The organism is Serratia montpellierensis (assembly GCF_020858655.1).
GTDB lineage: Bacteria > Pseudomonadota > Gammaproteobacteria > Enterobacterales > Enterobacteriaceae > Serratia > Serratia montpellierensis.
Window position 1 is genome coordinate 650,942 of sequence record NZ_VOSN01000013.1, and the last position, 25,375, is coordinate 676,316.

The following is a 25,375-nucleotide window of genomic DNA, read 5'->3' on the forward strand; positions in this document are numbered from 1 at the left end:
CTGTGGTGATTTTTAAACCACTTGAAATATACCCTTGACGGGTATAGATTCGCAGGGAGAGCGAATGGCCGACATTTATCTCACCAAAACCTTTCAGGGTTTTGCCGCGCGCGAGCGCATCAGCGACGTCACGATAGTGAAAGCGGCGCGAGAAATGCAACGTCAGCTGTACGACGCCAGTCTTGGCGGTTACGTGTACAAGAAGCGAATCGCTCGGGCTGGTGCGGGCAAACGGGGCGGTTATCGGGTACTGATCGTTTTTCGCGATGAAGAACGCCTGTTTTTTATGCGCGGCTTTGCCAAAAGCGAGAGAGAAAACATCAGTACGGACGAGTTACAAGGATTGAAACATCTGGCTGCGCTGTATCTGGATTATTCCCCCTTCAGACTCTACCAGCTGGTCAACAACAAGGAATTACGGAGGCTAAGCGATGAGTAAAATTCTTGCCGAGATCCACCAGGAAGTTCAGGGCCTGCACCGCGCCGGTTTCGTCGACGACGTGACCATGCGCACCTTCGACATGCTGTGCCTGCGGCCGGTGAAACAGTTCGGGCCGGCCGAGATCCGCGCGCTGCGCGAACGGGAAAACGTCAGTCAGCCGGTGTTTGCGCTGTATCTCAACGTCAGTAAAAAGGCGGTGCAGAAATGGGAGCGCGGCGAAGCACAACCGAACTCCGCCGCAATGAAGCTGCTGTCACTGGTCGAACGCAACGGCCTGCAAATTCTGGCCTGATCCTACTGATAATTGACGATCACCTGATTGCCAATCACCCGCAGCGGCGGGTTCAGCCCGCCTTGCGACTGCACGTAATAGACAAAGCGCAATTCCGCATTGGCCGGTTCGCCCTGCAGGCCGTTGCTGCTGCCGCTGCCGCCGCCGAGCGGAATGCAACGGTTCACCGTACACAGCTGGGCCTGCAGCCCGGCCGGCTCCGGCCCCAGTAAACGGTAGCGCCAGCTGACGCGGGTGATGCGCGCATTGGCATCCGGCAGCGCGTTCGGCGGCCGCAAACCGGCGGACTCATCGCGCATGCCGCCCTGTTCCAACGTCACGCCCGCCCCTTCGGCCACCCAGGAGCCGGACACCGCACCGGCGGTTAACGGCGCCAGCAAACACAGCACGAACAGACAACGTTTCATCAGGCGGCTCCAATGGTCGAGGTCATGCGAATCTGGCGATCGTCGTTGATTTCGAGGTTGGACAACACCACGATCTGCGGCAGACTGCGGCGCAGGAAGCGCGCCAGCAAGGCACGCAGCGCATGGTTGACCAGCAGCACCGGCGGCGCGCTGAGCATCTCTTGCCGCTGCAGCGCCTGGCGCGCCTGATCCAGCAGGCGATCGGCCAGCCCCGGTTCCAGACCGCCTCCGCCCTGCAACGCCTGCAACAACAGGCGCTCCAGTTGGGTATCCAGACCGATGACCTGAATCTCGCCGTTGCCTGGGAACCACTGCTGTGTGATCGCCCGGCCCAGCGCCACCCGTACCACGGTGGTCAGCTCATAAGGATCGCTTTGCGCCGGGGCATGTTCCGCCAGCGTTTCGACGATGGTGCGCATATCGCGGATAGAAACACGCTCGGCCAGCAGGTTTTGCAGCACTTTGTGCAGCGTGGTCAGCGACACCACGCCCGGCACGAAGTCTTCGGTCAGCTTCGGCATCTCTTGTGAAACACGGTCCAGCAGCTGCTGAGTTTCCTGGCGGCCAAACAGCTCGCTGGCGAACTGGCCGATCAGGTGATTAAGGTGCGTCGCTACTACGGTGCTGGCTTCCACCACGGTAAAGCCCTGGATCTGCGCCTGCTCGCGCAAGGCGCTGTCGATCCATACCGCCTCGAGCCCAAAGGCCGGATCAATGGTTTTGTCTCCCGCCAGCTCACCCACGGCATTGCCGGGGTTGATCGCCAACCAGCGGCCCGGCTGCGCTTCGCCACTGCCGATCTCGACGCCTTTCATCAGGATGCGGTAACTGGCTGGCGGCAGCTCCAGATTGTCGCGAATGTGCACCACCGGCGGCAGATAGCCCATGTCCTGCGCGAATTTCTTGCGGATACCGCGAATACGGCCCAGCAGCTCGCCGTTCTGTTGAAAATCGACCATCGGAATCAACCGATAGCCTACTTCCATCCCCAGCGGATCTTCCAACTGGACATCGGCCCAGCTGGCCTCGGCGGCCTGCGGATTCTCCGGCATCACCGGCGCCTCCACCGTTTTCGGTGCCTGTTGTTCACGGCCACGCAGCCACCAGGCCAGGCCCAGCAAAGCGGCGGTAAACAGCAGGAACACCAGGTTCGGCATGCCCGGCACCAGGCCCAACAGCCCCAGTACCCCGGCGCTCAGCAACATCACGCGCGGATTGTTGAACAGCTGGCCCACCATCTGCTCACCGACGTCCTGATCGGTCGCGACGCGGGTGACGATAACGCCGGCGGCGGTGGAGATCACCAGCGCCGGGATCTGCGCCACCAGACCGTCACCGATGGTCAGCAGCGTATAGCTTTCCGCCGCCGCCCCCAGCTCCATACCATGCTGCACGACACCGACCAACAGGCCGCCGACGACGTTCAGCACCATGATCATCAGGCCGGCAATGGCGTCGCCACGCACGAATTTACTGGCACCGTCCATCGAGCCGTAGAAATCGGCCTCCTGGGTCACTTCGGCACGGCGTTTCTTCGCTTCGTCTTCGCCGATCAACCCGGCGTTCAGATCGGCGTCGATCGCCATCTGTTTACCCGGCATGCCGTCCAGGACGAAACGCGCGCCCACTTCGGCGATACGCCCGGCTCCCTTGGTGATGACCATGAAGTTGATCAACACCAGGATGATGAACACCACGATACCGATGGCGAAGTTGCCCCCCACCAGGAAGTGGCCGAAGGCCTCCACCACGCGGCCGGCAGCGGCGGAGCCGGTATGCCCTTCCAGCAAGATGATGCGCGTCGACGCGACGTTGAGCGACAAACGCAGCAGCGTGGAGAACAGCAGAATGGTCGGGAAGGCGGCGAATTCGAGCGTGCGCTGGGTGAACATCGCCACCAGCAGCACCATGATTGACAGCGCGATGTTGAAGGTAAACAGCAGGTCGAGGATAAACGCCGGCAACGGCAGCACCATCATCGACAGGATCAGCAGGATCAACACCGGGCCGGCCAACACCTGCCACTGCGTATCTTTAAAATTGCCCGGCAAACGAAGCAGGGAGGCCAAATTAGCCATCAGAGTCACTCTCTCTTGCAAAATCCAGTGCTTCCGGCACCGGTAAACGTTCAGGTTTTTTCGGGATCAGGCCGCCCTCGCGCCGCCAGCGGCGCAGCTGGTACACCCAGGCCAGCACTTCGGCGACGGCGGCATACAGGGTGGCCGGAATATGTTGTCCAATCTCGCTGTGTCGATACAGCGCACGCGCCAGCGGCGGCGCTTCCAGCATCGGGATGCGGTGCTCCGCACCGAGCTCGCGAATGCGCAAGGCGATTTCGCCGGCCCCTTTGGCCAGCACCTTCGGCGCGCTCATTTTCTTGTCGTTGTACTGCAACGCGACGGCGTAGTGCGTCGGGTTGGTGACGATCACGTCCGCTTTGGGCACATCGGCCATCATGCGGCGCCGGGCGATCGCCCGCTGCTGCTGACGAATACGCCCCTTAACGTGCGGGTCCCCTTCCTGGTCTTTGAATTCGTCGCGAATATCCTGCTTGGTCATCTTCAGCTTTTTGAAGTGGCTCCACAGCTGGTAGAACACGTCGAACGCCACCATCGGCGTCAATCCCAACACCACCAGAAAACCGCAGAACAGGATCATCTGCAGCGCATTGCCCAGCGCATCGAGCGGCTGCTGGGTCATCAGATGCAGCATTGCCGCCCAGTTGTGCCACAGATAAAGACCGGTCACCCAGCCGACCAGCGTCGCTTTCAGGATCCCTTTCAGCAGCTCGGCCAGCACCTGAGTGGAAAAGATGCGCTTCAACCCGGACAACGGGTTCAACCGCTTCAAGTCGAATTTAATCGACTTGCCGCTGAACAGAATGCCCCCCAGCAGCATCGGCGCGGCGAGCGCCACCAGTACCAGCCCCGCCATGATCGGCAACAGCGCCAGCACCGCCTGGCGCAGCAGCATGCCGAGTTGGCGCACCATCTGTTTATCGTTGCTGACCATGCCGTGGTCGAAGTTCAACCCCTGCGTGAGCATCGCCGCCAGCTGTTGCGCCATGTTGCTGCCGGACATCAGGATGATCGCGAGGCCCGAGAGCAGCATCAGCACCGAGGTCAATTCGCGGGAACGCGGGATCTGGCCGTCTTCACGCGCCTTCTCCAGCCTGTGGGGCGTGGGGGCCTCGCTTTTTTCCAGATCGCTGTCTTCAGCCACGAAACGCCGTTCCTGTGTCGGGAGGGTAAAGAATGGCGGTCAGCATGCCAAAAAATTGGCGATGTCATTGGCGGAACAACGGGGAAAAAGGCGGGTTATTTAGGGGATGAGACCATCAGGGAGAGGTTACAACCAATTTTCCAGCCGCAAACCCTCAACGCGCTCAAATTCGCGTCGATTATTGGTCACCAGGATCAATCCTTCGCTGCGCGCATGCCCGGCGATATGTAGATCGTTTACGCCAATAGGCGTTCCCTGGCGTTCCAGCGCAGCCCGGATATTGCCGTAGTGCGATGCCGCTTTGGCGCTGTAATCGAGAATGTCCAATCGGGAGACAAAATCCTCAACTACTCTGGCGTTCACCGTTGGACGAGCGCTTTTCTCCACCCCGTGAACCAATTCGCCATAGGTGATCGACGAAATGACCATTTTACCTGCATAGCGGTTGAATGCCTCCAGCACTTCCAGCGGCCGGCGCTTGATGACATAGATAACAATGTTGGTGTCCAGCATATGACTGAACATCAAAAATCTTCCCGCTCGCCCTGGTGCTGTCCTGCACGTTCATTGAGGAAATCATCGCTCACCTCATTTTCCGCACAGAAGAAACTGTCCCAGGTATTCTCCAGGGGGGTAAGAATGCGCTCTTTGCCCACTACGCGGACGGTCACTTTAGAAACGGTATCAGGGAAACGCACCTCTGCGGGCAAGCGTACAGCCTGTGTCCGATTATTGGTAAAGACAGAACCTAACGTCATGGCGACCTCCTTAAATTGGAGTACAAATTATAACCGCCATGATGTATATAGCAATGCTATATACATTAATCTTTGCGGGACACCGCGCAACTTTCGGGGCGCGCCGTCGCGCGCCCCGAAAAGCCTTAGAAACCGAGGCTGTCGAGCAGATCGTCGACCTGCGCCTGGTTGGCGATGACGCCGACGCCGTTCTGGTCGAGCTGCGGGCCGTTCAGCAGGCTGTCGTTCGGCCGTTTTTCCTTCACCGGCTGCTCCGGCATGTTTTCCATCAGCACCATCAGCAGCTGCTTTTCGATCTCCTGCACCACGTCCATCATGCGCTTGATCACCTGACCGGTCAGATCCTGGAAGTCCTGCGCCATCATGATTTCCAGTAGCTGGGCATTGGTGAAGGCCGTATGGCCCGGCACCTGATCCAGATACTGGCGCGTGTCGTTGACCAGAGAACGCGCATCGTCCAATTCGATGGGATTGGCGAACCACTCGTCCCAGCGCCCTTTCAACGCGTTGGCGCCGGATTCCAGCTCCGCCTGGCGCGGTTGCGCCGCCTCCACGCAGTTCAACGCCCGTTCCGCCGCCTGCGCCGTCATGGTTACGACATAGTCAAGACGGTCGCGCGCATCCGGGATCGCCTCTGCCGCCTGGGCGATCGCCTGATCGAGCCCCAGTTCGCGCATGCTGTCGCGCAGCATTCGGGTCAGTTGGCCGATGCGGGAGATAATCTCTCCCGCGGTCGCTGCATCGCTGGCAGGCATTGGAATGTCTCTCATCGCCCTCTCCTTACATGCCCAATTTTTCAAAAATCTTGTTGAGCTTTTCTTCCAGCGTCGCCGCCGTAAAAGGTTTCACTACATAACCGCTGGCGCCGGCCTGCGCCGCCGCGATGATATTTTCTTTCTTGGCTTCCGCCGTCACCATCAGCACCGGCATCGCGGCCAGCGCGCCATCGGCGCGGATGGTTTGCAACAGCTCCAGCCCGTCCATGTTCGGCATGTTCCAGTCGGACACCACGAAGTCGAAACCGCCGGCGCGCAGCTTGTTCAGCGCATCCGCGCCGTCTTCAGCTTCTTCGACGTTGTTGAAGCCCAGCTCTTTGAGCAGATTTCTGACGATGCGGCGCATGGTGGAAAAGTCGTCCACAACCAGAAATCTGAGGTTCTTGTCTGCCATTGTTACTCCTGAAATAGTTAACCGTTTAATGATGCAAAACCGCAGGCCGCCGCGCGGCGAACCAGGGTCATATCGCCGCCGAGTAAACCCTGCGGACTAAAATCAAATACGCAATGCCTGGCCGCCGGAAATCTGCGCCAACATGCGCTGGCTCATCCTGTCCAACTCGACCACTTCGCTGACGCCGCCGCTGGCGATCGCCTCGCGCGGCATGCCGAACACCACGCAGCTCGCCTCGTTCTGCGCCAGGGTATACGCCCCGGCGCGGTGCATCTCCAGCATCCCCGCCGCACCGTCGTTCCCCATGCCGGTGAGGATCACCCCCACCGCATTGCGGCCGGCATATTGCGCCACCGAACGGAACAGCACGTCGACAGACGGACGATGGCGGTTGACCGCCGGGCCGTCATGCAGCTTCACCTGATAGTTGGCGCCGCTGCGCGCCAGCTCCAGGTGGCGGTCCCCCGGTGCGATGTAGGCGTGGCCCGGCAACACACGCTCACCGTCCTCCGCTTCTTTCACCGTGATCTGGCACAGTTTGTTCAGCCTCTCGGCGAACGAACGGGTGAAACCGGGCGGCATGTGCTGGGTGATCAACAGCGCTGGACTGGTGGCCGGCAGCGGCTGCAGTACCTGGCGGATCGCTTCGGTGCCGCCGGTGGAGGCGCCGATGGCGATCAATTTTTCACTGCTCAGCAGCGGCGCGTGGCTGAGGATCGCCGGCGCCGGGCTGTTGGAACGCTGCGGCAGGCGCGCTCTGGCGGCGGTGCGGATCTTCTCGGCAATCAGTTCGCTGTAGGCCAACATGCCCTCACGGATACCGAGCTGCGGTTTGGTGACGAAGTCCACCGCGCCCAGCTCCAGCGCGCGCAGCGTAATCTCAGACCCCTTACCGGTCAGCGAAGAGACCATCACCACCGGCATCGGCCGCAGGCGCATCAGCTTTTCGAGGAAATCCAGCCCGTCCATGCGCGGCATCTCGACGTCCAGCGTCAGCACCTGGGGATTAAACTTTTTGATCAGATCGCGCGCCACCAGCGGATCCGGCGCGGTCGCTACCATTTCCATGTCGGCGTGGCCGTTCACGATTTCCGTCATCAGCTGGCGCATCAGTGCCGAATCGTCTACGCATAACACTCTGATTTTACTCATTACCTCTCCTTGGTCAGCCCATACACGGTCTGCCCACGCAAGTAGAAATCCCGGCTGATCTGGCTGAAATTCTCGGAGTGGCCGGCAAACATCAGCCCCCCCGGCTTAAGCAAGGGAACGAAGCGGCGCAGGATGCGCTCCTGCGTCGCCTTATCGAAATAGATCATGACGTTGCGGCAAAAAATGGCGTCGAATTGCCCCGGCAGCGCCCACTCCGGCGCCAGCAGGTTCAGCGGCTGGAAGTTGACCCGCGCCGCCAGCTCCGGCCGCACGCGCACCAGCCCCTGATGCGGCCCGGTGCCGCGCAGGAAATAGCGCTGCATTTGGGTCGGCGTCAGGGTACGCAGATCTTCCTGGCGGTATACGCCCGCCTCCGCTTTTTCCAGCACCTGCGTATCGATGTCGCTGGCCCAGACCTGGCAACTGCCGGCCCGCTGACCCAATGCATCGCTCAGCGTGATGGCGATCGAATACGGTTCTTCGCCGGTCGAGGCCGCGGTGCTCCAGACGCTGTAGCCGTTCGGCCGCGAGCGCGCGTGTTCCGCCAGGATCGGGAAGTGATGCGCCTCGCGGAAAAAGGCCGTCAGGTTGGTGGTCAGCGCGTTGATGAACGCCTGCCACTCTGCGCTGTTCGGGTCGCTTTCCAGCAGCGCCAGGTAGTCACCGAAATCGTGCAATCCCAACAGCCGCAACCGGCGCACCAGGCGGTTGTAAACCATCTCGCGCTTATGCTCCGCCAGCACGATGCCGGCGCGTTGATAAATCAACTGGCTGATACGGCGAAAATGCACGTCCGACAGCGGCAGGCGCTGCACCATTTGCGTCAACATCGACGCAGTATCCCGGTTAGAAGTTGACGGCGTCTGTTTCATGCCACCTCACCGGAGAAAAACGTGCTGCTTATGCGGTTTAACAATCTTGGGCTTCCTTTACCACGGGTGAAACTGCGTTGTTGCTGTTACCTGGCGCGACGAAGTTATCGTCCGCCAGACGGAATACCGCGACCGCGTCGGCCAAGGTAATGGCCTGCTCTTCCAGCGCGGTGGCGGCAGAAGCGGATTCTTCCACCAGCGCGGCGTTCTGCTGAGTGACCTGATCCATCTGGGTCACCGCCTGCGTCACCTGCTCGATGCCGCGGCTCTGTTCATCCGAAGCCGAGGCGATCTCGCCCATGATGTCGGTCACGCGGGTCACCGAACGCACGATGTCCTGCATGGTGGCACCGGAGTTTTCCACCAGCACCGAGCCGTGTTTGACGCGGCTGACCGATTCGTCGATCAGTACCTTGATCTCTTTCGCCGCCTGCGCGCTGCGGCTCGCCAGGTTGCGCACTTCACCGGCGACCACGGCGAAACCACGCCCCTGTTCACCGGCGCGCGCCGCTTCCACCGCCGCATTGAGCGCCAGAATGTTGGTCTGGAAAGCGATGCCGTCAATCACGCTGGTGATAGCGCCGATTTTCTGCGAGCTGTTGGCGATATCGTGCATGGTGGTCACAACGTCACCGGCCAGTTCGCCGCCCTTGGCCGCGGTGGCCGAGGCATCGCGCGCCAACTGTGAGGCCTGTCGCGCATTGTCGGCGTTCTGCTTCACCGTCGCGGTCAGCTGTTCCATGCTGGCGGCGGTCTCTTCCAGCGAAGCGGCCTGCTGCTCGGTGCGGGAAGAAAGATCGTTATTGCCTTCGGAGATCTCCTGCAGGCCGATCAGTATTGACTCCGCCCCGTCGCGCACCGCGCCGACGGTGCCGATCAGCGACTGCTGCGTGCGTTGCAGACTGGCGAACAGCATGCTGATTTCATTGCGGCCATACACCTGAATCGGCGTCGCCAAATCGCCGGCGGCGATGCGTTCAAAGTGGCTGCGGATTTGGTTCAACGGTTGTACCAACATGGTGCGCAACCACCACATGGCGCTGCCGGTCACCACGATCAGCATCAATACCGCGCCCGCCAGCATCAGGCCCGCCAACGTGAAGGAGAACTGATTGGCGTCTCTGGCCTCGCTGATGTCGCCGTTGACCAGTTGCAGGTACTGCACGAAGTCGGCCTCAAACAGGTCCTGGGTTTTCTGCGTCGGCTGATCCATAAACGCCTGCAGCTCGCCCTTTTCCAGGAAACCGATCAGTTCACGCAGCGCGCCACGCAGCCGCTCGTAGCTGGCCTTGGTGGTGGCCGTCTGCTGGCTCTGCTGTTCACTGCTGCGTTCAACCGCCATAAACTGATTGAAATAGAGGTCGGCCTTCTGCAGCGAACTGCGGGCGCTGCTCATCAGTTCGTTCACCTGCTCCTGCGGCAGCTTCAGCGCCGCGCGGGTGCCGGCGCGGTTCAGCGTATTGCGCGCCTGCAACAGCGACACCCAGCTCAGGCTGAGCGAATCGCGCTGCTGGCTGCCGAGGGTGATGATGTCGAGGTTGTGGTTATCGGAGCGAAACGCGGAATACGACAGGCCGCTGCTGGCCAACTGCAGAACGCAGAAGGTCATCAACAACAGGAACAAGCTGGTAGAGATACGGATTCGGTTAAACACTGTGAACCTCCTTGCAGCCGGCCGGCGACCGGCCTACGTAGGGAAAAGGGCCTCTGCGAGAGAGGCCCGATACCGGTTAGAACGTTTCCCAGTTATCCTGCAGATCGCTGGCGTTCATTTTCTTATGATTGATTACCGGTGTTACCGTCGCCTTGCTGGTGACAGGCGCTTTAAACTCTTCCTGGCCTTCCTGCCTCAGGCGGAATACCGCCACCGACTGGGTCAGCATGCTGGCCTGTTCTTCCAGCGCCGCCGCCGCCGAGGCGGATTCTTCCACCAACGAGGCGTTCTGCTGGGTGACGCGGTCCATTTCCGCTACCGCCTGGCCAACCTGATCGATACCGCGGCTCTGCTCGTCCGACGCCGAGGCGATTTCGCCCATGATGTCGGTCACGCGGGTAACGGCGTTGACGATGTCGCCCATGGTTTCACCGGCGCTTTCGACCAACACGGAGCCCATATCGACGCGGCTGACCGAATCTTCGATCAGGCCTTTGATCTCTTTCGCCGCCTGCGCGCTGCGCTGCGCCAGGTTACGCACTTCGCCGGCCACCACCGCGAAGCCGCGGCCCTGCTCGCCGGCACGCGCCGCTTCCACCGCGGCGTTCAACGCCAGGATGTTGGTCTGGAAGGCGATACCGTCGATCACGCCGGTGATATCGGCAATTTTCTGCGAGCTGCCGGCGATGTCATGCATGGTCTGCACCACGTTGGCCACGACCTTGCCGCCTTTCTGCGCGGTTTCGGAGGCGCTCAACGCCAGCTGTGAAGCCTGACGGGCGTTTTCGGCGTTCTGTTTCACCGTCGCGGTCAGCTGTTCCATGCTGGCGGCGGTCTCTTCCAGCGACGCGGCCTGCTGCTCGGTGCGGGAGGAGAGATCGTTGTTGCCCGCAGCGATTTCTGACGCGCCGCTGTAGATGGCGTCCGCGCCCTGACGTACGCCGCTGACGGTTTCAATCAGTTCGCCTTGCATGTGTTTCAGGCTGGCCGCCAGCACGCCCATTTCGTTGCGGCTGTTGACGACGATCTGCTGAGTCAGGTCGCCGGCGGCGATCTGCTTGATGTGATCGATCATGCGGTTCAGCGGGCGCACCAGGATGTGATGGATACCGGTCCAGACCAGTACGATCACCGCCAGCACCACGACCAGAATCACGATCAGCGTCCAGATGGCCGAGTTGTAAGAGCTGTTGCTGCCGTCAACCGCGATCTGGTACAGCTTGCCGTTTTGCTCCAGATAAACGTTGTAGCTCTGCTCAAAGTTGTCCTGGTAGCTCTGCGTAGGCTGATCGAAGAAGGCGTTGATCTTGCCTTCGCCCAGCAGTTGGATCAGTTCGGAAAGCGCGCCGTACAGAATGTCGTATTGCTGTTTAACGCGTTCCGCCGACTGGGGATCCTGACGCGGATCCTGCGGGATTTTTTCGTAAGCGGCATAGTGTCTTTCCGCCTCGGCCAGCTCTTCTTTCGCTTTGCCCAGCAGTTCATCAATGGTGGCGCCGCTGCCGATCTTATTGGTATCCATCATGTAGCGAATACCGGCACGGTTCAGGGAGTTGCGCGCCTGCAGCAGGTCAACGCGGCTTTCACTCAGCTGCAGCTGCTGCTGGCGGATAGTTTGCAGGACGGTAAAGTTTTCCTTATCGCTTTTCAGCGAGGAGAAAAAGAGTCCGCCCGAAATCAACTGCAAGGCGCCAAACAGCACCAACACCAGCAACAGGCTGGTGACCACCTTCATACGATTTAACATGATTTCCCTTGTTGAAGCCCGCGCAGACAGGCTCTGATGACGTTGAATGTGAGAGTTATCGGCGCCGTGCGGCAAAACTTTATGCGGGAAAGTAACTATTTTTAGTGGGGGTTACGGGCACGGTCTGCGGCATCGCGACAGGTCAGGAAGAGTGATGGATGAAGGGGGCAGCGCCCTGCCCCCTGGGGTCATGAATCAGACGCTTTTCGCCACGCTGTCGACCAGCGACATCTCTTCGCTGCTCAGCAGCTTTTCGATATCCACCAGGATCAGCATGCGCTCGCCCAGCGAACCGAGGCCGGTCAGGTATTCGGTCGCCAGCGTCACCGCGAACTCCGGCGCCGGGCGAATCTGCTCGGCGGTCAGCGACAGCACGTCGGAAACGCCGTCGACCACGATGCCCACCACGCGCTGGCCAAAGTTCAGCACGATCACCACGGTGTTCTCATCGTAAGACACGCTTTGCTGCGAGAATTTCACCCGCAGATCGATGATCGGGACGATCACGCCGCGCAGGTTAGTGACGCCCTTGATGAACGCCGGTGTGTTGGCGATACGAGTCACCTGGTCGTAGCCGCGAATTTCCTGCACCTTGAGGATATCGATGCCGTACTCCTCGTTGCCCAGGGTGAAAATCAGAAACTCTTGCCCTACCGTTTCGCCAGCCAACTTGCTGACGGCTGCCAATCCTGCCATATCATTCACCTTTTAAATCAATAAACTCATTATTATGCGGCGGCGCCCGTCAGACGCTTTTCACGGTTCAAGGTTTGCAACGCCGAGACATCGACGATCAAGGCCACGCTGCCGTCGCCCAAAATGGTCGCGGCGGAAATGCCCGGCACTTTGCGGTAGTTGCTTTCCAGATTCTTCACCACCACCTGATGCTGGCCGATCAGCTGATCCACCAGCAACGCATAGCGGCGACCGGCACTTTGCAGGATAACGACGATGCCCTGCGTGGCGTCGGTTTTGGCGCCTTCCACTTCGAATACCCTATACAGTTCTACCAGCGGCAGATATTCGCCGCGCACCTGCAGCACGCGTTCGCCGCCGGCCAACGGATGAAGATCTTCCGCCTGCGGCTGCAGCGATTCCATCACCGCGTTCAGCGGCAGAATGAAGACTTCGTCGTTCACCTTGACCGACATGCCGTCAAGGATCGCCAGCGTCAGCGGCAGCAGGATGCGGATGGTGGTGCCTTTACCGGCCTGTGAACGGATCTCGACGTGGCCGCCCATCTCCTGAATATTTCGTTTCACCACGTCCATGCCGACGCCACGGCCGGAAACGTCGGTCACCTGCTCGGCGGTAGAGAAGCCCGGAGCAAAGATCAGCATGCCGACTTCTTCATCGCTCATGCTGTCGCTCACCGCCAGCCCTTGCGACGCGGCCTTGGCGAGAATTTTTTCGCGGTTCAGGCCGGCGCCGTCGTCGATGACCTCAATACAGATGTTGCCACCCTGGTGTTCGGCCGACAGCACCAGATTGCCCACCGCCGACTTGCCGGCGGCGATGCGGGTGGCCGGTTCTTCGATACCGTGATCGAGGCTGTTGCGCACCAGGTGCGTCAGCGGATCGATAATGCGTTCGATCAGGCTCTTGTCCAGTTCGGTGGAGCTGCCCTGCAGCGTCAGTTCCACCTGTTTGTTCAGCTTGCCGGCCAAATCGCGCACCAGGCGCGGGTAGCGGCTGAAGACATATTCCATCGGCATCATGCGGATCGACATGACCGACTCTTGAAGATCGCGCGCGTTACGCTCCAGCTGGCTCATGCTGTTCAGCAGATCGCCGTGGTTCACCGGATCCAGCGTGCCGGAGCGTTGCGCCAGCATCGACTGGGTGATCACCAGTTCGCCCACCAGGTTGATCAGCTGATCCACTTTTTCCACCGCCACGCGAATGCTGGTGGATTCGCTCGCCTTGGCGCGCGCTTTTGGCGCTTCCGCCGCTGCGGCGGCCGGTTTGGCGGCAGGCGGCACGGCGCTGGCGACCGGCGCTGGCGCAGGTTCCGGCACGGCGACCGCCTCCGGTAAGCTCGCTTCCACGGCGGCCGGTTCGCTCTGCGTCGGCGTCGAGAAGCTGATTTGTTCCGGTTCCAGCACGAAGCACAGCACGGCGCTGATGTCATCTTCGCTGGCGGAGGTGAGCAACGTCACGTCCAGACTGTGTTCCGTCTGATGCGGGTCTTTAACCTCGCCGAGGTTGCCCAGCTCTTCCAACATCAAGGGGATTTCACTGGCTTTCAACCCGTTCAGGCTAATGCGCATACCGCCTTCGATCGCCGCCGGTGCGGCCGCCGGCTTCACGACAGGCTGCTGAACGGCCGGTTCAGCCGCAGGCGTATCCTGCTGCTGCTGCTGCGCCTCCAACGCCAGCTGGCGCAGCGCCTGGCAAATGTATTCAAAGCTTTCGGCGTCAGGCTGTTGCGAAGTTTTATAGGCGTCCAGTTGCTCCTGCATAATGTCTTTGGTTTCCAGAAACAGGTTGATAATCTCGGTGCTCAGGCTCATTTCCTGGCGTCTTGCACCGTCCAGCAGGTTCTCCAGCAGGTGGGTGGTTTCCTGCAGCACCGAAAAGCCAAAGGTCGCCGCACCGCCCTTGATCGAGTGCGCCGCACGGAAGATGGCGTTCAACGGCTCGATATCGGGGGCCAGCGGATCCAGCTCCAGCAGGTGTTGCTCCATGTCGGCCAGCAACTCGTCCGCTTCATCAAAGAAGGTCTGATAAAAATCGCTAATGTCCATGCTCACGGGGTCACCTCTGGCTGTGAGTCGCGGTTAGTCGGTGCGGGTGTGGCCGCCGGTTGTTCCGGCGTTTGACCGGCCGGAGCTATCGCCGGGGATGCCTGCGATTGGGCGACAGGGTCCGTCGCCGGCGGCGTCGCTTGATCGGTCGGCGTTACCGCCTGGGGTTCCGGCGTTTGGCTGGCCGGCGCAGTCGCCGACGGCGCCAGCTGTTTCAGGCTATCCGGCTGGGCGATATCCATCGCTTTGCTTTCGGCATTTTCGTGTTCGATGCCTTCTTGCGTTTGCTTATTCAACACCAGCACGGTGATGCGGCGGTTAATTGCGTCATCGGCACCGTGCTGTTTCAGGCTCATGGTGGCTGCCATGCCCACCACCCGCAGCACCTTGCCTTCCGCCAGGCCGCCGGCGATCAGCTCGCGTCGGGAGGCGTTGGCGCGATCGGCCGACAGTTCCCAGTTGCTGTAACCGCGCTCGCCGGTGGCATAAGGGATATCATCGGTGTGGCCGGACAGGCTGATCTTGTTCGGCAGGTCGTTGAGGATCGGCGCTATCGCCCGCAGAATATCGCGCATATAACTCTCGACCTGCGCGCTGCCGGTTTTGAACATCGGCCGGTTCTGGCTATCGATGATCTGAATGCGCAGCCCCTCATCCATCATGTTGATCAACAGATGCGGGCGCAGCGCCTTCAGGCGCGGATCGGACTCAATCAGCTCATCCAGCTTTTCACGCAGTTTGTTCAGGCGCAGCTCTTCGGCGCGCGAGTCCGGCGAGTCGACCTGCTTTCTCACCAGACCATGCTGTTGCGTCGGATCGTCGCCGCCGCCTGGAATAGGGCTGCTTTCGGAGCTGCTTTTGTCGCCGCTGGTCAAGGCAACCTTGAGCGGCGTGCGGAAATATTCGGCGATTTGCGTCAGCTCCTGCGGGCTGGCGATCGCCAGCAGCCACATCACCAGAAAGAACGCCATCATCGCCGTCATAAAGTCGGCATAAGCGATCTTCCAGGAGCCGCCGTGATGGGCGGCATGATGCGACTTGCGCTTTCTGACCAGAACGACCGGATGATTCTGTTTCATGCTTCTTCTTCTTCCGTCGCCTGCTGCGCCGGCGCTTTCACGCGGCGCACGTGTTCTTCCAGCTCAACGAAAGAAGGACGTTCGGTGGTATACAGCGTTTTGCGGCCAAACTCGACCGCGATCTGCGGCGCGTATCCGTTCAGGCTCGACAGCAGCGTGACCTTGATGCACTGCATCATCTTGACGTTTTCGGCGCTCTTCTGGCGCAGCAACGTGGCCAGCGGCGAGATAAAACCGTAGGCCAGCAGAATACCGAGGAAAGTACCGACCATGGCGTTAGCGATGAGCGCCCCCAGTTCCGCAGCCGGCCGATCGGCCGAAGCCAGGGCGTGCACCACCCCCATCACCGCCGCGACGATACCGAACGCCGGCAAGGAGTCACCCACCATCGCCAGGCTGCCGGCGGGCACTTCGCTTTCCTGCTCGTAGGTTTCGATCTCTTCGTCCATCAGCGCTTCGATCTCGAACGCATTCATATTGCCGCTCACCATCAGCCGTAAATAGTCGGTAATGAACTCCACCAGGGTGTTATCGGCAAGGATGCGCGGATAATTAGAGAAAATTTCACTTTCTTGCGGATTATCGATGTCGAACTCGAGCGACAGCATGCCTTGCTGACGCGATTTGGCCAGCAGGCGGAACAACAGCGCCATCAGATCCATGTACAGATCTTTGTTGTATTTGGAACGGCGCATCAGTCGCGGCAGCGCGCGCAGCGTGGCCTTGATCGCCTTGCCGTTGTTGCCGACGATGAAAGCGCCGACACCCGCCCCGCCGATAATCAGAAACTCCGCCGGTTGATATAACGCACCGAGATGACCGCCCACGATCAGATAGCCGCCAAACACCGCACCCAATACCACGAGATAACCCAAAATAACTAGCACACGCATTCCTTAAATTAACAATGTGGATGGAAGGTGGGGCAAACGCGCCCTGGCGCGACAGACCAGGCTGCGTGTCTGGGGGCGGCATGCCGCCCCTGCGTATCACACGTCGGTATTCATTGCCGAGAGCCGGCAATGTGGCGGCTCAAATGGCGCGTTTGACCTGCTCGTCCAGCAGTTGAGGAATAATATCGGCCAGTTGCGGCGAAAGTTTACGTCTTTTTACGGCGCGGGATGGAGGTTGGCATAAACTGCAGATGAAACCATTCAGCGGCTGATGCGCATGAGTGATAAATGCGCCGCCGCAGCAGCTGCAGGCAGAGAGCTGCAACATGCCGCTATCGACGAAACGCACCAGCGTCCAGGCACGGGTCAGCGCCAGCAGCGGCGCCTCGCCGGCCTGCTGCGGACACTGTTCCAGGTAGAGGCGATAGGCTTTGATCACCGCCTCCACCCCGCTGCACTGTCCGCTTTTCATCAGGAACAGGTAGGCGTTGTAAAACATCGACGAGTGAATATTTTGTTCCCAGGTCATAAACCAGTCGGTTGAGAACGGCAACATCCCTTTTGGCGGCGGGCTACCGCGCAACTCCTTATAAAGTTTAATCAAGCGCCCGCGGCTGAGCTGGGTTTCGCTCTCCAGCATCTGCAAACGGGCTCCCAGTGAAATCAGCTCCATGGCAAGCTGAATGTCCTTGGCTTCTTGAACAATACTTTTCTCAACCATCATCAGGCTCTTTTCTTCGTCGGGCTAGCGTCTTTACTCGATAGCTCTTGCAGTAAATGGCTTGATAGCAAAATGCCGGTATGGATTTGTTGCAGATCGTCGACGCGCGACTCTTTGGTCAGGCGTTCGATGGTCTGGCTTTCGTTAAAGCGGAAGTGGCAAACCAGCTGGTTGGTCTCGGCCAGTTTGACCATTTGCGGCAAAGTCAGCTGCGCCAACGCATCGGCCATGGTTTCATCAATACCAAGGCGGAACATCGCGGACGCTTTTTCATCGTTGATCAAACGCTGTGCTAAAAGTAAATATGACAAATTGATGTCATAAATATGCTTAAGTAATTCAGACGTACCCATATTCCCCATCCCGACAGACTATGTTTAAAAACATACGCTGGGTGATAAATTTTATCGCCCGTGACCTGGGTTGTTTCCCAAAGTTGGCAAATTAATCTCTCAAAAACGACTGCTATAATTTTCGCCAATCGCTAAATTCGACCACTGTTCAGTATTTGCTACGAGCGTAAACCAACGTGTATGGATGTACAGCATTCTGCTTCGATAGTGTTTAGCCACCATGAAACTATTTTTACAAATTTAATAAGATTATTCCTAAAGCAGCGCAACTCTACCCCCGAACCATTAGCACACACAATGTAAGTGAGAGGCAATTTTAAATACAATGTGACATAGATCACAAAAATAAAAAATATTTAAGCCAAATACCCCCAAATACGCACATTTATTGACCGCCATTTTGCTCACAAAACAGACGCAGGTAAAAAAACGTCTTAAAAACAATGTTTATCAGCCAAAAAATTATCTTTTTTAGATCAATTCGAACAAAACCATCACCAAACCAAAATAACAGAACAAAAATCTGCATATAGGCAACAATCTCAGTATAAATAACCAGTTGAGACGCTAAAAAATATCCAAGCTGAAAAATAACTATCATAAACTATAAGGTTATTAGCTATCGGATTTGACTTAAACCCTCTACTGAAGGCTGTTCTAATTTTCAACATCAGGTGATTAAGGCTTATCAATGATTCGCTGGCGTAGTGAACAAGCAAACAGACGTAACGATATGTTTCCGTATCAGCACGGCGAAAGAATGGTCTTTTTACGTTAAATCACCCCTAAAACGGCATATCGGCAGCACACCCTAAAACTTTAATGCTTTTTTATTTCTTTTCTGTCGCCGTCATAATTATTCCGCAGGTGAATAGATTATTAACCCGCCCCCGTTTCCATCCTTTCATGGCGATAAAATAAAACGCAGTTTTGTTTTACTCTCCTCAATCTTCAGTGACAGAGAGACGTAACCTCAACGCAAGCGGCAATGAAAAACACCGCGTAAGGCCGTTGTACCTCTCGGCAGGTGAAAAAAACGCCGCAAAAGCGGCAGCGCGAACTTGCGCGTAGCAGGAGCAGCGGTGCTTCTGCCCTCATCCCGAGCAGCCTCGCTCTGAGACTTTCCCTATTTCTTCATTTATCAGCAGGATGAGATTGCTGATGGCGCACGGGCATATTATGATTTATCGAAGCGCCGCCGCTGGCGACGCCTCATTATTACCCAGTGCAATTTATCTACTTGAAATGATTTTTGTCAGGTCGTACATCACTGCCTTGGCGGCATCGCCGTGAGCCGGTGATGTGTTATTCACCCGGCTCTAACTATTAACAGGCTATATTTTAATCATGACCGATACGCTCGAATATTTGCTGACATTCCGTAAATGCTCCTCTTTGGACAGCCTGGAAAAGGTGTACGACAAACTGAACTATTCCATTGAAAATGATACAGAAATGAGCAACATGTACCGCGCTGCCGACCACCGTCGCGCCGAGCTGGTTGCCGGTAAATTGTTCGATCTGGGCAAAGTGCCGAAAACGCTGTGGGCGCAGGTGCTTTAATTCAGCGAAATTACGTGCGGCAACGGTTTTATCTTTTATTGCTATATAACCGGGCAAGCTCAGCTTTTATTGCCGCGCGTGATGCGAAACACATTTATTACGCCCACCAGGTTCTACCCTTATCCGAGCGCAGCATTTTCTCTAAGGCCACCGACGCGGCAGCCTGAAACACGACGGATACAACAAGGAGTGGGATATGGGGTATCAAAACGTTCTGGTCACCGTCGCCGTCGCGCCTGACAGCCACCGCCTGGTGGAAAAGGCCGTCTCTATCGTCCGCCCCTATGCCGGTAACATCACCCTGTTAAGCACCCTCGCCAACCCGGAAATGTACAACAATTTCGCTGGGCCGATGTTGGGCGATTTACGCGCGCTGATGGAGGAGGAAACCCGGCTGTTTATGGAAGAGCTGCGTCAACGCGCCGGTTACCCGATTGCCGATATGCTGATCGTGCACGGCGAACTGGGTGACAGCCTGGAATACGCCAGCCGCAGCAGGCCGTTCGACCTGCTGCTCTGCGGCAATCACCGCGACGGCATGATGAACAAAGTCTCCTGCTCCGCCGCCCGCTTCATCAATATCAGCCATATTGACGTGCTGATCGTCCCGCTCTAAGGCTAAGCACATTCGGTAACGTTGCCTTGCCGCCCCTGAACTAGGCTTAACGAACCTTGTTTGTCGCAATGCAAAGGAGCTTTCGATGTCCCCTTCTCAACAGAACCGCCGCTTCCTGCTGGCCTCGCGCCCCCACGGCGAACCGACGGCGGCGAACTTCCGTCTCGACACCGCCCCCGTGCCACAGCCCGGCGCGGGACAGCTGTTGCTGCGTACCGTTTATCTGTCGCTGGATCCTTATATGCGCGGGCGCATGAGCGATGCCCCTTCCTATGCGCCGCCGGTCGAGATCGGTCAGGTGATGGTGGGCGGCACGGTATCGCGCGTCGCGGTCTCACAGCATCCCGACTTCAACGTCGGCGATTGGGTGTTGGGTTATGACGGCTGGCAGGATTATGCCCTGTCCGACGGCAGCGGTCTGCGCAACCTCGGCCCGCACCTGCCGCGACCTTCCCGCCTGCTGGGCGTGCTGGGCATGCCGGGGTTTACCGCTTACATGGGATTGCTCGATATCGGCCAACCGCAGGCGGGTGAAACGCTGGTGGTGGCCGCCGCCAGCGGGGCAGTCGGTTCAGTGGTCGGCCAAATCGGGAAGTTGAAAGGCTGCCGCGTCGTCGGCGTTGCCGGCGGGGCGGAAAAATGCCGCTATGTAGTGGAAGAATTGGGTTTCGACGCCTGCATCGATCACCGCGCCCCCGACTTTGCCGAGCAACTGGCCGCCGCCTGTCCACAGGGCATCGACATCTATTATGAGAACGTCGGCGGTGCCGTATTCGACGCCGTGTTGCCGCTGCTGAACGCCAAGGCGCGCATTCCGGTCTGCGGCATCATCGCCCATTACAACGCCACCGGATTACCCGCCGGGCCGGACCGTTTACCGCTGCTGGAGGGGCTGATCCTGCGTAAACGCATCCGTATGCAAGGCTTTATCATCTTCGACGACTACGGCTCACGCTTTGATGAGTTCCTGCAACAGATGAGCAGCTGGGTCGAGCAGGGGAAAATCAAGTTCCGCGAGGATATCGTCGATGGGCTGGAGCAGGCGCCGCAGGCATTTATCGGCCTGCTGCAGGGCAAGAACTTCGGCAAGCTGGTGATCCGCGTCGCCGACGAATGACGATTGACGAATAATGTGCATCAGGGCGTGGCATGCCACGCCCTGTCTTTCAATGTACCGCTCCGTCGCCGAATCGCACATCTTCCTCTACCGTGAGCGTCACCTGCACGATAGTGCGCACCGCCTCTACCATCGTGGCCAGCGCCATACTCGGCTTGCCCGGATGCGCCGCCGCCAGTTCATGGCTGTACGGGATATGCACGAACCCGCCCCTGACCCGCGAATGATGCGTTTCCAGATAGTGACGCAGACCGTAAAAAATATGGTTGCAGTTATAGGTACCTGCCGTATAAGAGACCGCCGCCGGGATCCCCTGTCGGCGCAGCTGCTGCACCGCGGCCTTAACCGGCAACGTGCTGAAATACCCCACCGGCCCGCCGGCAACCACCGGCACGTCGATCGGCTGCTTACCGGCATTGTCGGGAATGCGGGCATCGATCAGATTAATGGCCACCCGTTCCAGCGATATCTCAGCCCGGCCGCCGGCCAGCCCCAGACATATCACCGCCACCGGCTGCAATGCATCAATGGCCGCGACCAGCTGTGAATTGGCCACGCCCAATACGCAGGGCAACTCGAGCACCGCGATCTCCGCGCCGGCGATATGCTCACCGGCCAATGCCTGCGCAACCTGCCAGGAAGGGTTCACCGCGTCACCATCGAACGGCTCAATGCCGGTAATCAACACTTTGTTCATCATTTCCCCTGACTGAAGGCTAAATTCGTGTGCTACCAGCCTAGAGAACGCAGTATGATTCTGGAAATGGATTATCTGTATATAGAGTATTCATAAAATGAATTTAGCCAACGTCGATCTCAACTTGCTGGTGGTGTTCGAGGCGTTGTATCAGACACGCAACGTGACCGCCGCAGGCCGGCGTCTTAACCGCGCCCAGCCCTCCGTCAGCAATGCCTTGGCGCGGCTGCGCACGCTGCTGAACGATCCGCTGTTTGTTCGCAGCGGCGGCGGCATGGCGCCCACGCCGCGCGCCCATCAGCTTATGCCGCAGATACGGCGGGTGCTTGAACAGATCCATCTGGCGTTGGCGCCCCCTGCCCGTTTCGATCCCGCCACCGCCGGGCAACGGCGCTTTACGCTGGCGGCCGGCGACTATGCCGATATATTGCTGCTGCCCGCCATCATCAGTCGGTTGCGTCAGGCAGCACCCGGCATCGATATTCGCGTTTCACGCCTGGATCGCCGCAATATTTACCGGCAGTTGGAAAGTGGCGAGGTGGACATCGCACTGGGGGGACATCTTTCCGGTACGGAAAGCCACTATGTGCGCACGTTGTTTGAAGAGCATCTGGTGTGTATTGCCAGCCGTTCACACCCGCAACTGGCGGATGGCCGCTGGGATCTGGCGCGCTACCTGAGCCTGCCGCATGGGCTGTATGCACCGGCTGACGACGGTTCTGCCAGAGGATTAGTCGACCGACGCCTGGCGGAAATCGGCGGCCATCGGCGCGTCGCCGTGACCTTTTCACATATTGTCGCCCTGCCGGCCGTGATCGCCGACAGCGATCTGATCGCCACCTTAGCCGCCAGCGTGGCCCGGCGTTTTGCCGATCCGCAACGCGTACGCCTTCTCCCATTGCCTGACGAGTTGGGCATTGCACCTTTTCCCATCGAGCTGATCGCCGGTCGGCAGGCACAATCCGACCCAGCCTTAATCTGGCTTTGCGACTTGATAGGCCAAATCGCGTTCACTTCCCGCCCGCAGTAACTGCTGCATTATTAACCACTCAAACCCACGACCCAAGGCCCGCTGAGGGGCCTTTTCGCGCCCACCAAATAGGAATCATCCGAATTAACATTCGTTAAATTTATATATTTGATCATCTTTAACTGACGAATGGTAAGGATAAAAAAGAATCAGTGACTTTTTTTACGAAAAAAAAGAGTTGTTTTATAAACACGTTGGCTTAAGTGTTACATATTTATTTCTTGGTATTACCAATTACCCAATAATTTGAGATAAAAAATGATCTACTCATATCTATATGTTTTAGATAATAAAAAACAAGATCGTGAGCGAGTTAACGAATTGAGCATTGATCCACAAGGCAATTTTGCAAATGCAGATCTCTATTGTAGACTGCACAAATCGTGCCTTTGTGTAAACTTTGTTAAATCTTTCGTCAGTTCCTGTCTCAATTCGTGACAGATACGCCATCGGGATCGCGCGTCAATTCTCGTGCGGTAGCTATGCCTAAACCGGGGGATAGTATGGATCGCCTTATCATTGCGCACACGCCTTTGCCCGCCCATCAGCTGCTGTTCCGAAGCCTTTCCGGCGAGGAAAAACTGGCCGGGCTGTTCGAGTTCGACGTCGAGCTGCTCAGCCCCGACAATCGGCTCGATCTGAAAGCACTGCTGGGACAAAAAATCACGCTGGAGCTGCGGGGCAATCCGTTGGCGCCGCGTTATCTCAACGGCAATATCACGCGCATGACCCTCTCTGGACGAGAAGCCGGCGGCAACCGTTACTATATCTACCGCGCCGTGCTGCGCCCCACGCTGTGGTATCTGACGCAAAACCGCGACTTCCGCATCTACCAGGAAAAGACCGTTCCCGACATCCTGACTCAGGTGCTGGGGCAGTATCAGGTGAAAATCGATAACCGCCTGAGTTACGACTACCGCATCTGGGGATACTGCGTGCAGTATCAGGAGAGCGATTTCGACTTCATCAGCCGCCTGATGGAACACGAAGGCATCTATTACTATTTCACGCACCAGCAAGACGGTCATACACTGGTGCTGGCTGACGCACCGGCGGCGCATCAGGAACTCGCCGGCTACGCCAGCATTCCCTATCAGCTCGCGGAAGGCGGCCTGGTGGAAAATAAAGACAGCATCAACAGCTGGAGCGTCTCGGACGCCATCACGCCCAGCCTGTATAGCCTGGATGACTACGATTTTCGCAAACCGCGCGCGCGGTTGCTGGAGGCCCGGCAGAATCCCGCCTCGTTCGCGCAGGACAAAGCCGAGGTGTTCGACTGGCCCGGGCGATACACCGATCACGCCCACGGCCAGTTTTACGTCAAGGTTCGCCAGCAGGAGTTCGAAGCGCAGCATGAGCAGATGAGCGGCGAAGGCAGTTCTCAGGGCATTGCCCCCGGCTACCGTTTCCAACTGACCCAGGCGCCGCGTACGGAAGACAACCAGCCCTACCTGGTCGTCAGCGCGCATTACTTCATGCAGGAAAACAGCTACGCCAGCAACGATAACGACGTTAGCGAGCAGCGTACCGAATTTCAGGTCGTCCCGGCGGGCATCAATTGGCGCCCGGCGCGCACCACGCCCTGGCCGAAAACCCATGGCCCGCAAACCGCCGAAGTGGTTGGCCCGGAAGGCGAAAGCATCTGGACCGATAAATATGGCCGGGTGAAGCTCAAGTTCCGTTGGGATCGCCACGGCAGCGGCAATGAAACCAGCTCCTGCTGGGTGCGCGTTTCCAGCGCCTGGGCCGGCTGGAAATACGGCGGGATCCAGATCCCGCGCGTAGGTGAGGAAGTGGTGGTCGACTTTATCAACGGCGATCCGGATCGCCCAATCATCACCGGTCGCGTTTATAACGAAGACAGCATGCCACCGTGGGATTTGCCGGGTGACGCCACCAAAATGGGCTTTATGAGCCGCAGCAAAGGCGGCGGTGCCGACAACGCCAGCTTCCTGTTCCTGGAAGACGCGCCCGGCAACGAATCTTTCGACATGCACGCCGAACGTAACATGAACATGACGGTGGAAAACGACAAGAACGTCAATATTGACGGCAACCGCACCACCACCATCGGCCGCCAGCAGGAAGACACCGTCACCGGCGACGCCACGTTCCTGTACAAAGCGAAACGCACCACCACCGTCAATGGGCTCGAAACCGCCAACCTGAACGCGCATCAGACGGTGAACATCAAAGGCGGCCGCGACCTGACGATCATCGACGGCGGCGATAAAATCGACATCACCGGCAATCAGTCCTTCAAGCTTGACGGCGCGCAGACGCAAAACATCACGCAGACTCAACATGTGACGGTGAAAGGCAACCAGACCCTCGACATTACCGAAGGGCAACAGACCAGCACCATCAAGCAGGGGCAGACCGTCAACATCACCGCCGGCGGCCAGCACACCACCATTACTGCCGGCGGGCAAGTCCTGACGATTGAAGCGGGCGGCCAGACCGCTACCGTGACCGGGGATGTCACCGAAACCTACAATAACAACCAGAACACGACGATAACCGGCACGCTGACCATCAAGGCGAAAACCATCGATATCACCAGCGCGGACGGCGTCTCGGTGCAAACGCCGAGCTGGAAAGATAACTGCCACGGCTGGAAATGGGTGGCGACCGGGGCCAATTTTGCCTTCTACGGCTCCAATCTTTCGTTGACGGCGACCAGCCTTAAACACACGATGCTGGATATCTCGCATAACCCGATGTCGATCAGCAAAACCAATTTCAAGCTCAGTAATGATCCCATGACGTTCACTCAGCTTGGCGCGCTGGTCACCAACGGCGCCTTACGACTGAGCACCAAGGCGCTGGCGATCTTTTTATAA

At 58.4% G+C, this 25,375-nt stretch carries 25 protein-coding genes; 7 read left to right on the plus strand and 18 right to left on the minus strand.

Annotated features, from left to right (window positions below; all coding sequences use genetic code 11):
- Window positions 1-64: 64 nt before the first annotated feature.
- Window positions 65-439, plus strand: a complete 375-nt coding sequence (locus FUU19_RS14910; RefSeq protein ID WP_230490840.1) for a type II toxin-antitoxin system RelE/ParE family toxin — start codon at window positions 65-67, stop codon at window positions 437-439.
- A complete protein-coding gene (locus FUU19_RS14915; RefSeq protein WP_084827646.1) occupies window positions 432-734 on the plus strand; it encodes a helix-turn-helix domain-containing protein in 303 nt (100 codons plus the stop codon). The genes FUU19_RS14910 and FUU19_RS14915 overlap by 8 nt, the downstream gene beginning before the upstream one ends.
- A gap of 2 nt (window positions 735-736) precedes the next feature.
- On the opposite strand, the gene FUU19_RS14920 is transcribed toward FUU19_RS14915, so the two are convergent.
- The 17 genes from FUU19_RS14920 to flhD form a co-directional block, all read right to left on the minus strand.
- Window positions 737-1,141, minus strand: coding sequence for a flagellar protein FlhE (locus FUU19_RS14920; protein ID WP_033635000.1), 405 nt, complete (start codon window positions 1,139-1,141; stop codon window positions 737-739).
- Window positions 1,141-3,219: a flagellar biosynthesis protein FlhA gene (flhA, locus tag FUU19_RS14925; RefSeq protein ID WP_141968158.1), complete on the minus strand. Its 2,079-nt coding sequence runs from the start codon at window positions 3,217-3,219 to the stop codon at window positions 1,141-1,143. Before flhA ends, FUU19_RS14920 begins: the two co-directional genes overlap by 1 nt.
- Window positions 3,212-4,363, minus strand: coding sequence for a flagellar biosynthesis protein FlhB (flhB, locus tag FUU19_RS14930; protein ID WP_043138644.1), 1,152 nt, complete (start codon window positions 4,361-4,363; stop codon window positions 3,212-3,214). Before flhB ends, flhA begins: the two co-directional genes overlap by 8 nt.
- 126 nt (window positions 4,364-4,489) lie before the next feature.
- Complete coding sequence (gene vapC / locus FUU19_RS14935) at window positions 4,490-4,888, minus strand: type II toxin-antitoxin system tRNA(fMet)-specific endonuclease VapC (RefSeq protein ID WP_230490839.1); 399 nt, start codon at window positions 4,886-4,888, stop codon at window positions 4,490-4,492.
- Window positions 4,888-5,121, minus strand: coding sequence for a type II toxin-antitoxin system VapB family antitoxin (gene vapB, locus FUU19_RS14940; protein ID WP_230490838.1), 234 nt, complete (start codon window positions 5,119-5,121; stop codon window positions 4,888-4,890). Before vapB ends, vapC begins: the two co-directional genes overlap by 1 nt.
- Window positions 5,122-5,246: 125 nt before the next feature.
- Window positions 5,247-5,891 carry a protein phosphatase CheZ gene (cheZ, locus tag FUU19_RS14945; protein ID WP_004934858.1) on the minus strand — a complete coding sequence of 215 codons (645 nt, stop codon included), beginning with the start codon at window positions 5,889-5,891 and terminating at the stop codon, window positions 5,247-5,249.
- Between the two features lie 10 nt (window positions 5,892-5,901).
- Window positions 5,902-6,291 (minus strand): chemotaxis response regulator CheY, encoded by a 390-nt coding sequence (cheY, locus tag FUU19_RS14950; RefSeq protein ID WP_006326141.1) that lies wholly within the window; start codon window positions 6,289-6,291, stop codon window positions 5,902-5,904.
- Window positions 6,292-6,393: 102 nt separating this feature from the next.
- Window positions 6,394-7,443, minus strand: a complete 1,050-nt coding sequence (locus FUU19_RS14955; RefSeq protein WP_089195992.1) for a protein-glutamate methylesterase/protein-glutamine glutaminase — start codon at window positions 7,441-7,443, stop codon at window positions 6,394-6,396.
- Window positions 7,443-8,315, minus strand: a complete 873-nt coding sequence (gene cheR, locus FUU19_RS14960; protein WP_141968156.1) for a protein-glutamate O-methyltransferase CheR — start codon at window positions 8,313-8,315, stop codon at window positions 7,443-7,445. The genes FUU19_RS14955 and cheR overlap by 1 nt, the downstream gene beginning before the upstream one ends.
- Window positions 8,316-8,352: 37 nt before the next feature.
- Entirely contained in the window at window positions 8,353-9,969 is a 1,617-nt protein-coding gene (locus FUU19_RS14965) for a methyl-accepting chemotaxis protein (RefSeq protein ID WP_047730456.1), read from the minus strand.
- A gap of 76 nt (window positions 9,970-10,045) precedes the next feature.
- Entirely contained in the window at window positions 10,046-11,716 is a 1,671-nt protein-coding gene (gene tsr, locus FUU19_RS14970) for a methyl-accepting chemotaxis protein (protein WP_141968152.1), read from the minus strand.
- Between the two features lie 195 nt (window positions 11,717-11,911).
- A complete protein-coding gene (cheW, locus tag FUU19_RS14975; protein ID WP_025303271.1) occupies window positions 11,912-12,412 on the minus strand; it encodes a chemotaxis protein CheW in 501 nt (166 codons plus the stop codon).
- Between the two features lie 32 nt (window positions 12,413-12,444).
- Entirely contained in the window at window positions 12,445-14,469 is a 2,025-nt protein-coding gene (gene cheA, locus FUU19_RS14980) for a chemotaxis protein CheA (protein WP_230490836.1), read from the minus strand.
- Window positions 14,466-15,542 carry a flagellar motor protein MotB gene (gene motB / locus FUU19_RS14985; protein WP_230490835.1) on the minus strand — a complete coding sequence of 359 codons (1,077 nt, stop codon included), beginning with the start codon at window positions 15,540-15,542 and terminating at the stop codon, window positions 14,466-14,468. Before motB ends, cheA begins: the two co-directional genes overlap by 4 nt.
- Window positions 15,539-16,429: a flagellar motor stator protein MotA gene (gene motA / locus FUU19_RS14990; RefSeq protein WP_015378266.1), complete on the minus strand. Its 891-nt coding sequence runs from the start codon at window positions 16,427-16,429 to the stop codon at window positions 15,539-15,541. Before motA ends, motB begins: the two co-directional genes overlap by 4 nt.
- A gap of 145 nt (window positions 16,430-16,574) precedes the next feature.
- Entirely contained in the window at window positions 16,575-17,159 is a 585-nt protein-coding gene (gene flhC, locus FUU19_RS14995; protein ID WP_016927281.1) for a flagellar transcriptional regulator FlhC, read from the minus strand.
- Window positions 17,159-17,509 carry a flagellar transcriptional regulator FlhD gene (gene flhD, locus FUU19_RS15000; RefSeq protein ID WP_004934891.1) on the minus strand — a complete coding sequence of 117 codons (351 nt, stop codon included), beginning with the start codon at window positions 17,507-17,509 and terminating at the stop codon, window positions 17,159-17,161. The genes flhC and flhD overlap by 1 nt, the downstream gene beginning before the upstream one ends.
- Window positions 17,510-18,856: 1,347 nt before the next feature.
- On the opposite strand from flhD, the gene ydgT reads away from it, so the two are divergent.
- The 3 genes from ydgT (at window position 18,857) to FUU19_RS15015 (ending at window position 20,805) form a co-directional block, all read left to right on the plus strand.
- On the plus strand, window positions 18,857-19,072 hold the full coding sequence (gene ydgT / locus FUU19_RS15005) for a transcription modulator YdgT (RefSeq protein ID WP_004934895.1): 216 nt from the start codon (window positions 18,857-18,859) through the stop codon (window positions 19,070-19,072).
- 196 nt (window positions 19,073-19,268) lie between these two features.
- A complete protein-coding gene (gene uspC / locus FUU19_RS15010) occupies window positions 19,269-19,688 on the plus strand; it encodes a universal stress protein UspC (protein WP_141968144.1) in 420 nt (139 codons plus the stop codon).
- A gap of 85 nt (window positions 19,689-19,773) precedes the next feature.
- On the plus strand, window positions 19,774-20,805 hold the full coding sequence (locus FUU19_RS15015; protein WP_141968142.1) for an NADP-dependent oxidoreductase: 1,032 nt from the start codon (window positions 19,774-19,776) through the stop codon (window positions 20,803-20,805).
- A 49-nt stretch (window positions 20,806-20,854) separates the two neighbouring features.
- Here the strand turns inward: FUU19_RS15015 and pcp are convergent, their stop codons facing one another.
- Window positions 20,855-21,502, minus strand: coding sequence for a pyroglutamyl-peptidase I (gene pcp / locus FUU19_RS15020; protein ID WP_202669675.1), 648 nt, complete (start codon window positions 21,500-21,502; stop codon window positions 20,855-20,857).
- Window positions 21,503-21,599: 97 nt separating this feature from the next.
- Between pcp and FUU19_RS15025 the strand changes: the two genes are divergently transcribed.
- Both FUU19_RS15025 and FUU19_RS15030 read left to right on the plus strand, forming a co-directional pair.
- Window positions 21,600-22,532, plus strand: coding sequence for a LysR family transcriptional regulator (locus tag FUU19_RS15025; RefSeq protein WP_230490833.1), 933 nt, complete (start codon window positions 21,600-21,602; stop codon window positions 22,530-22,532).
- A 503-nt stretch (window positions 22,533-23,035) separates the two neighbouring features.
- Window positions 23,036-25,375 (plus strand): type VI secretion system Vgr family protein, encoded by a 2,340-nt coding sequence (locus FUU19_RS15030; RefSeq protein WP_230490832.1) that lies wholly within the window; start codon window positions 23,036-23,038, stop codon window positions 25,373-25,375.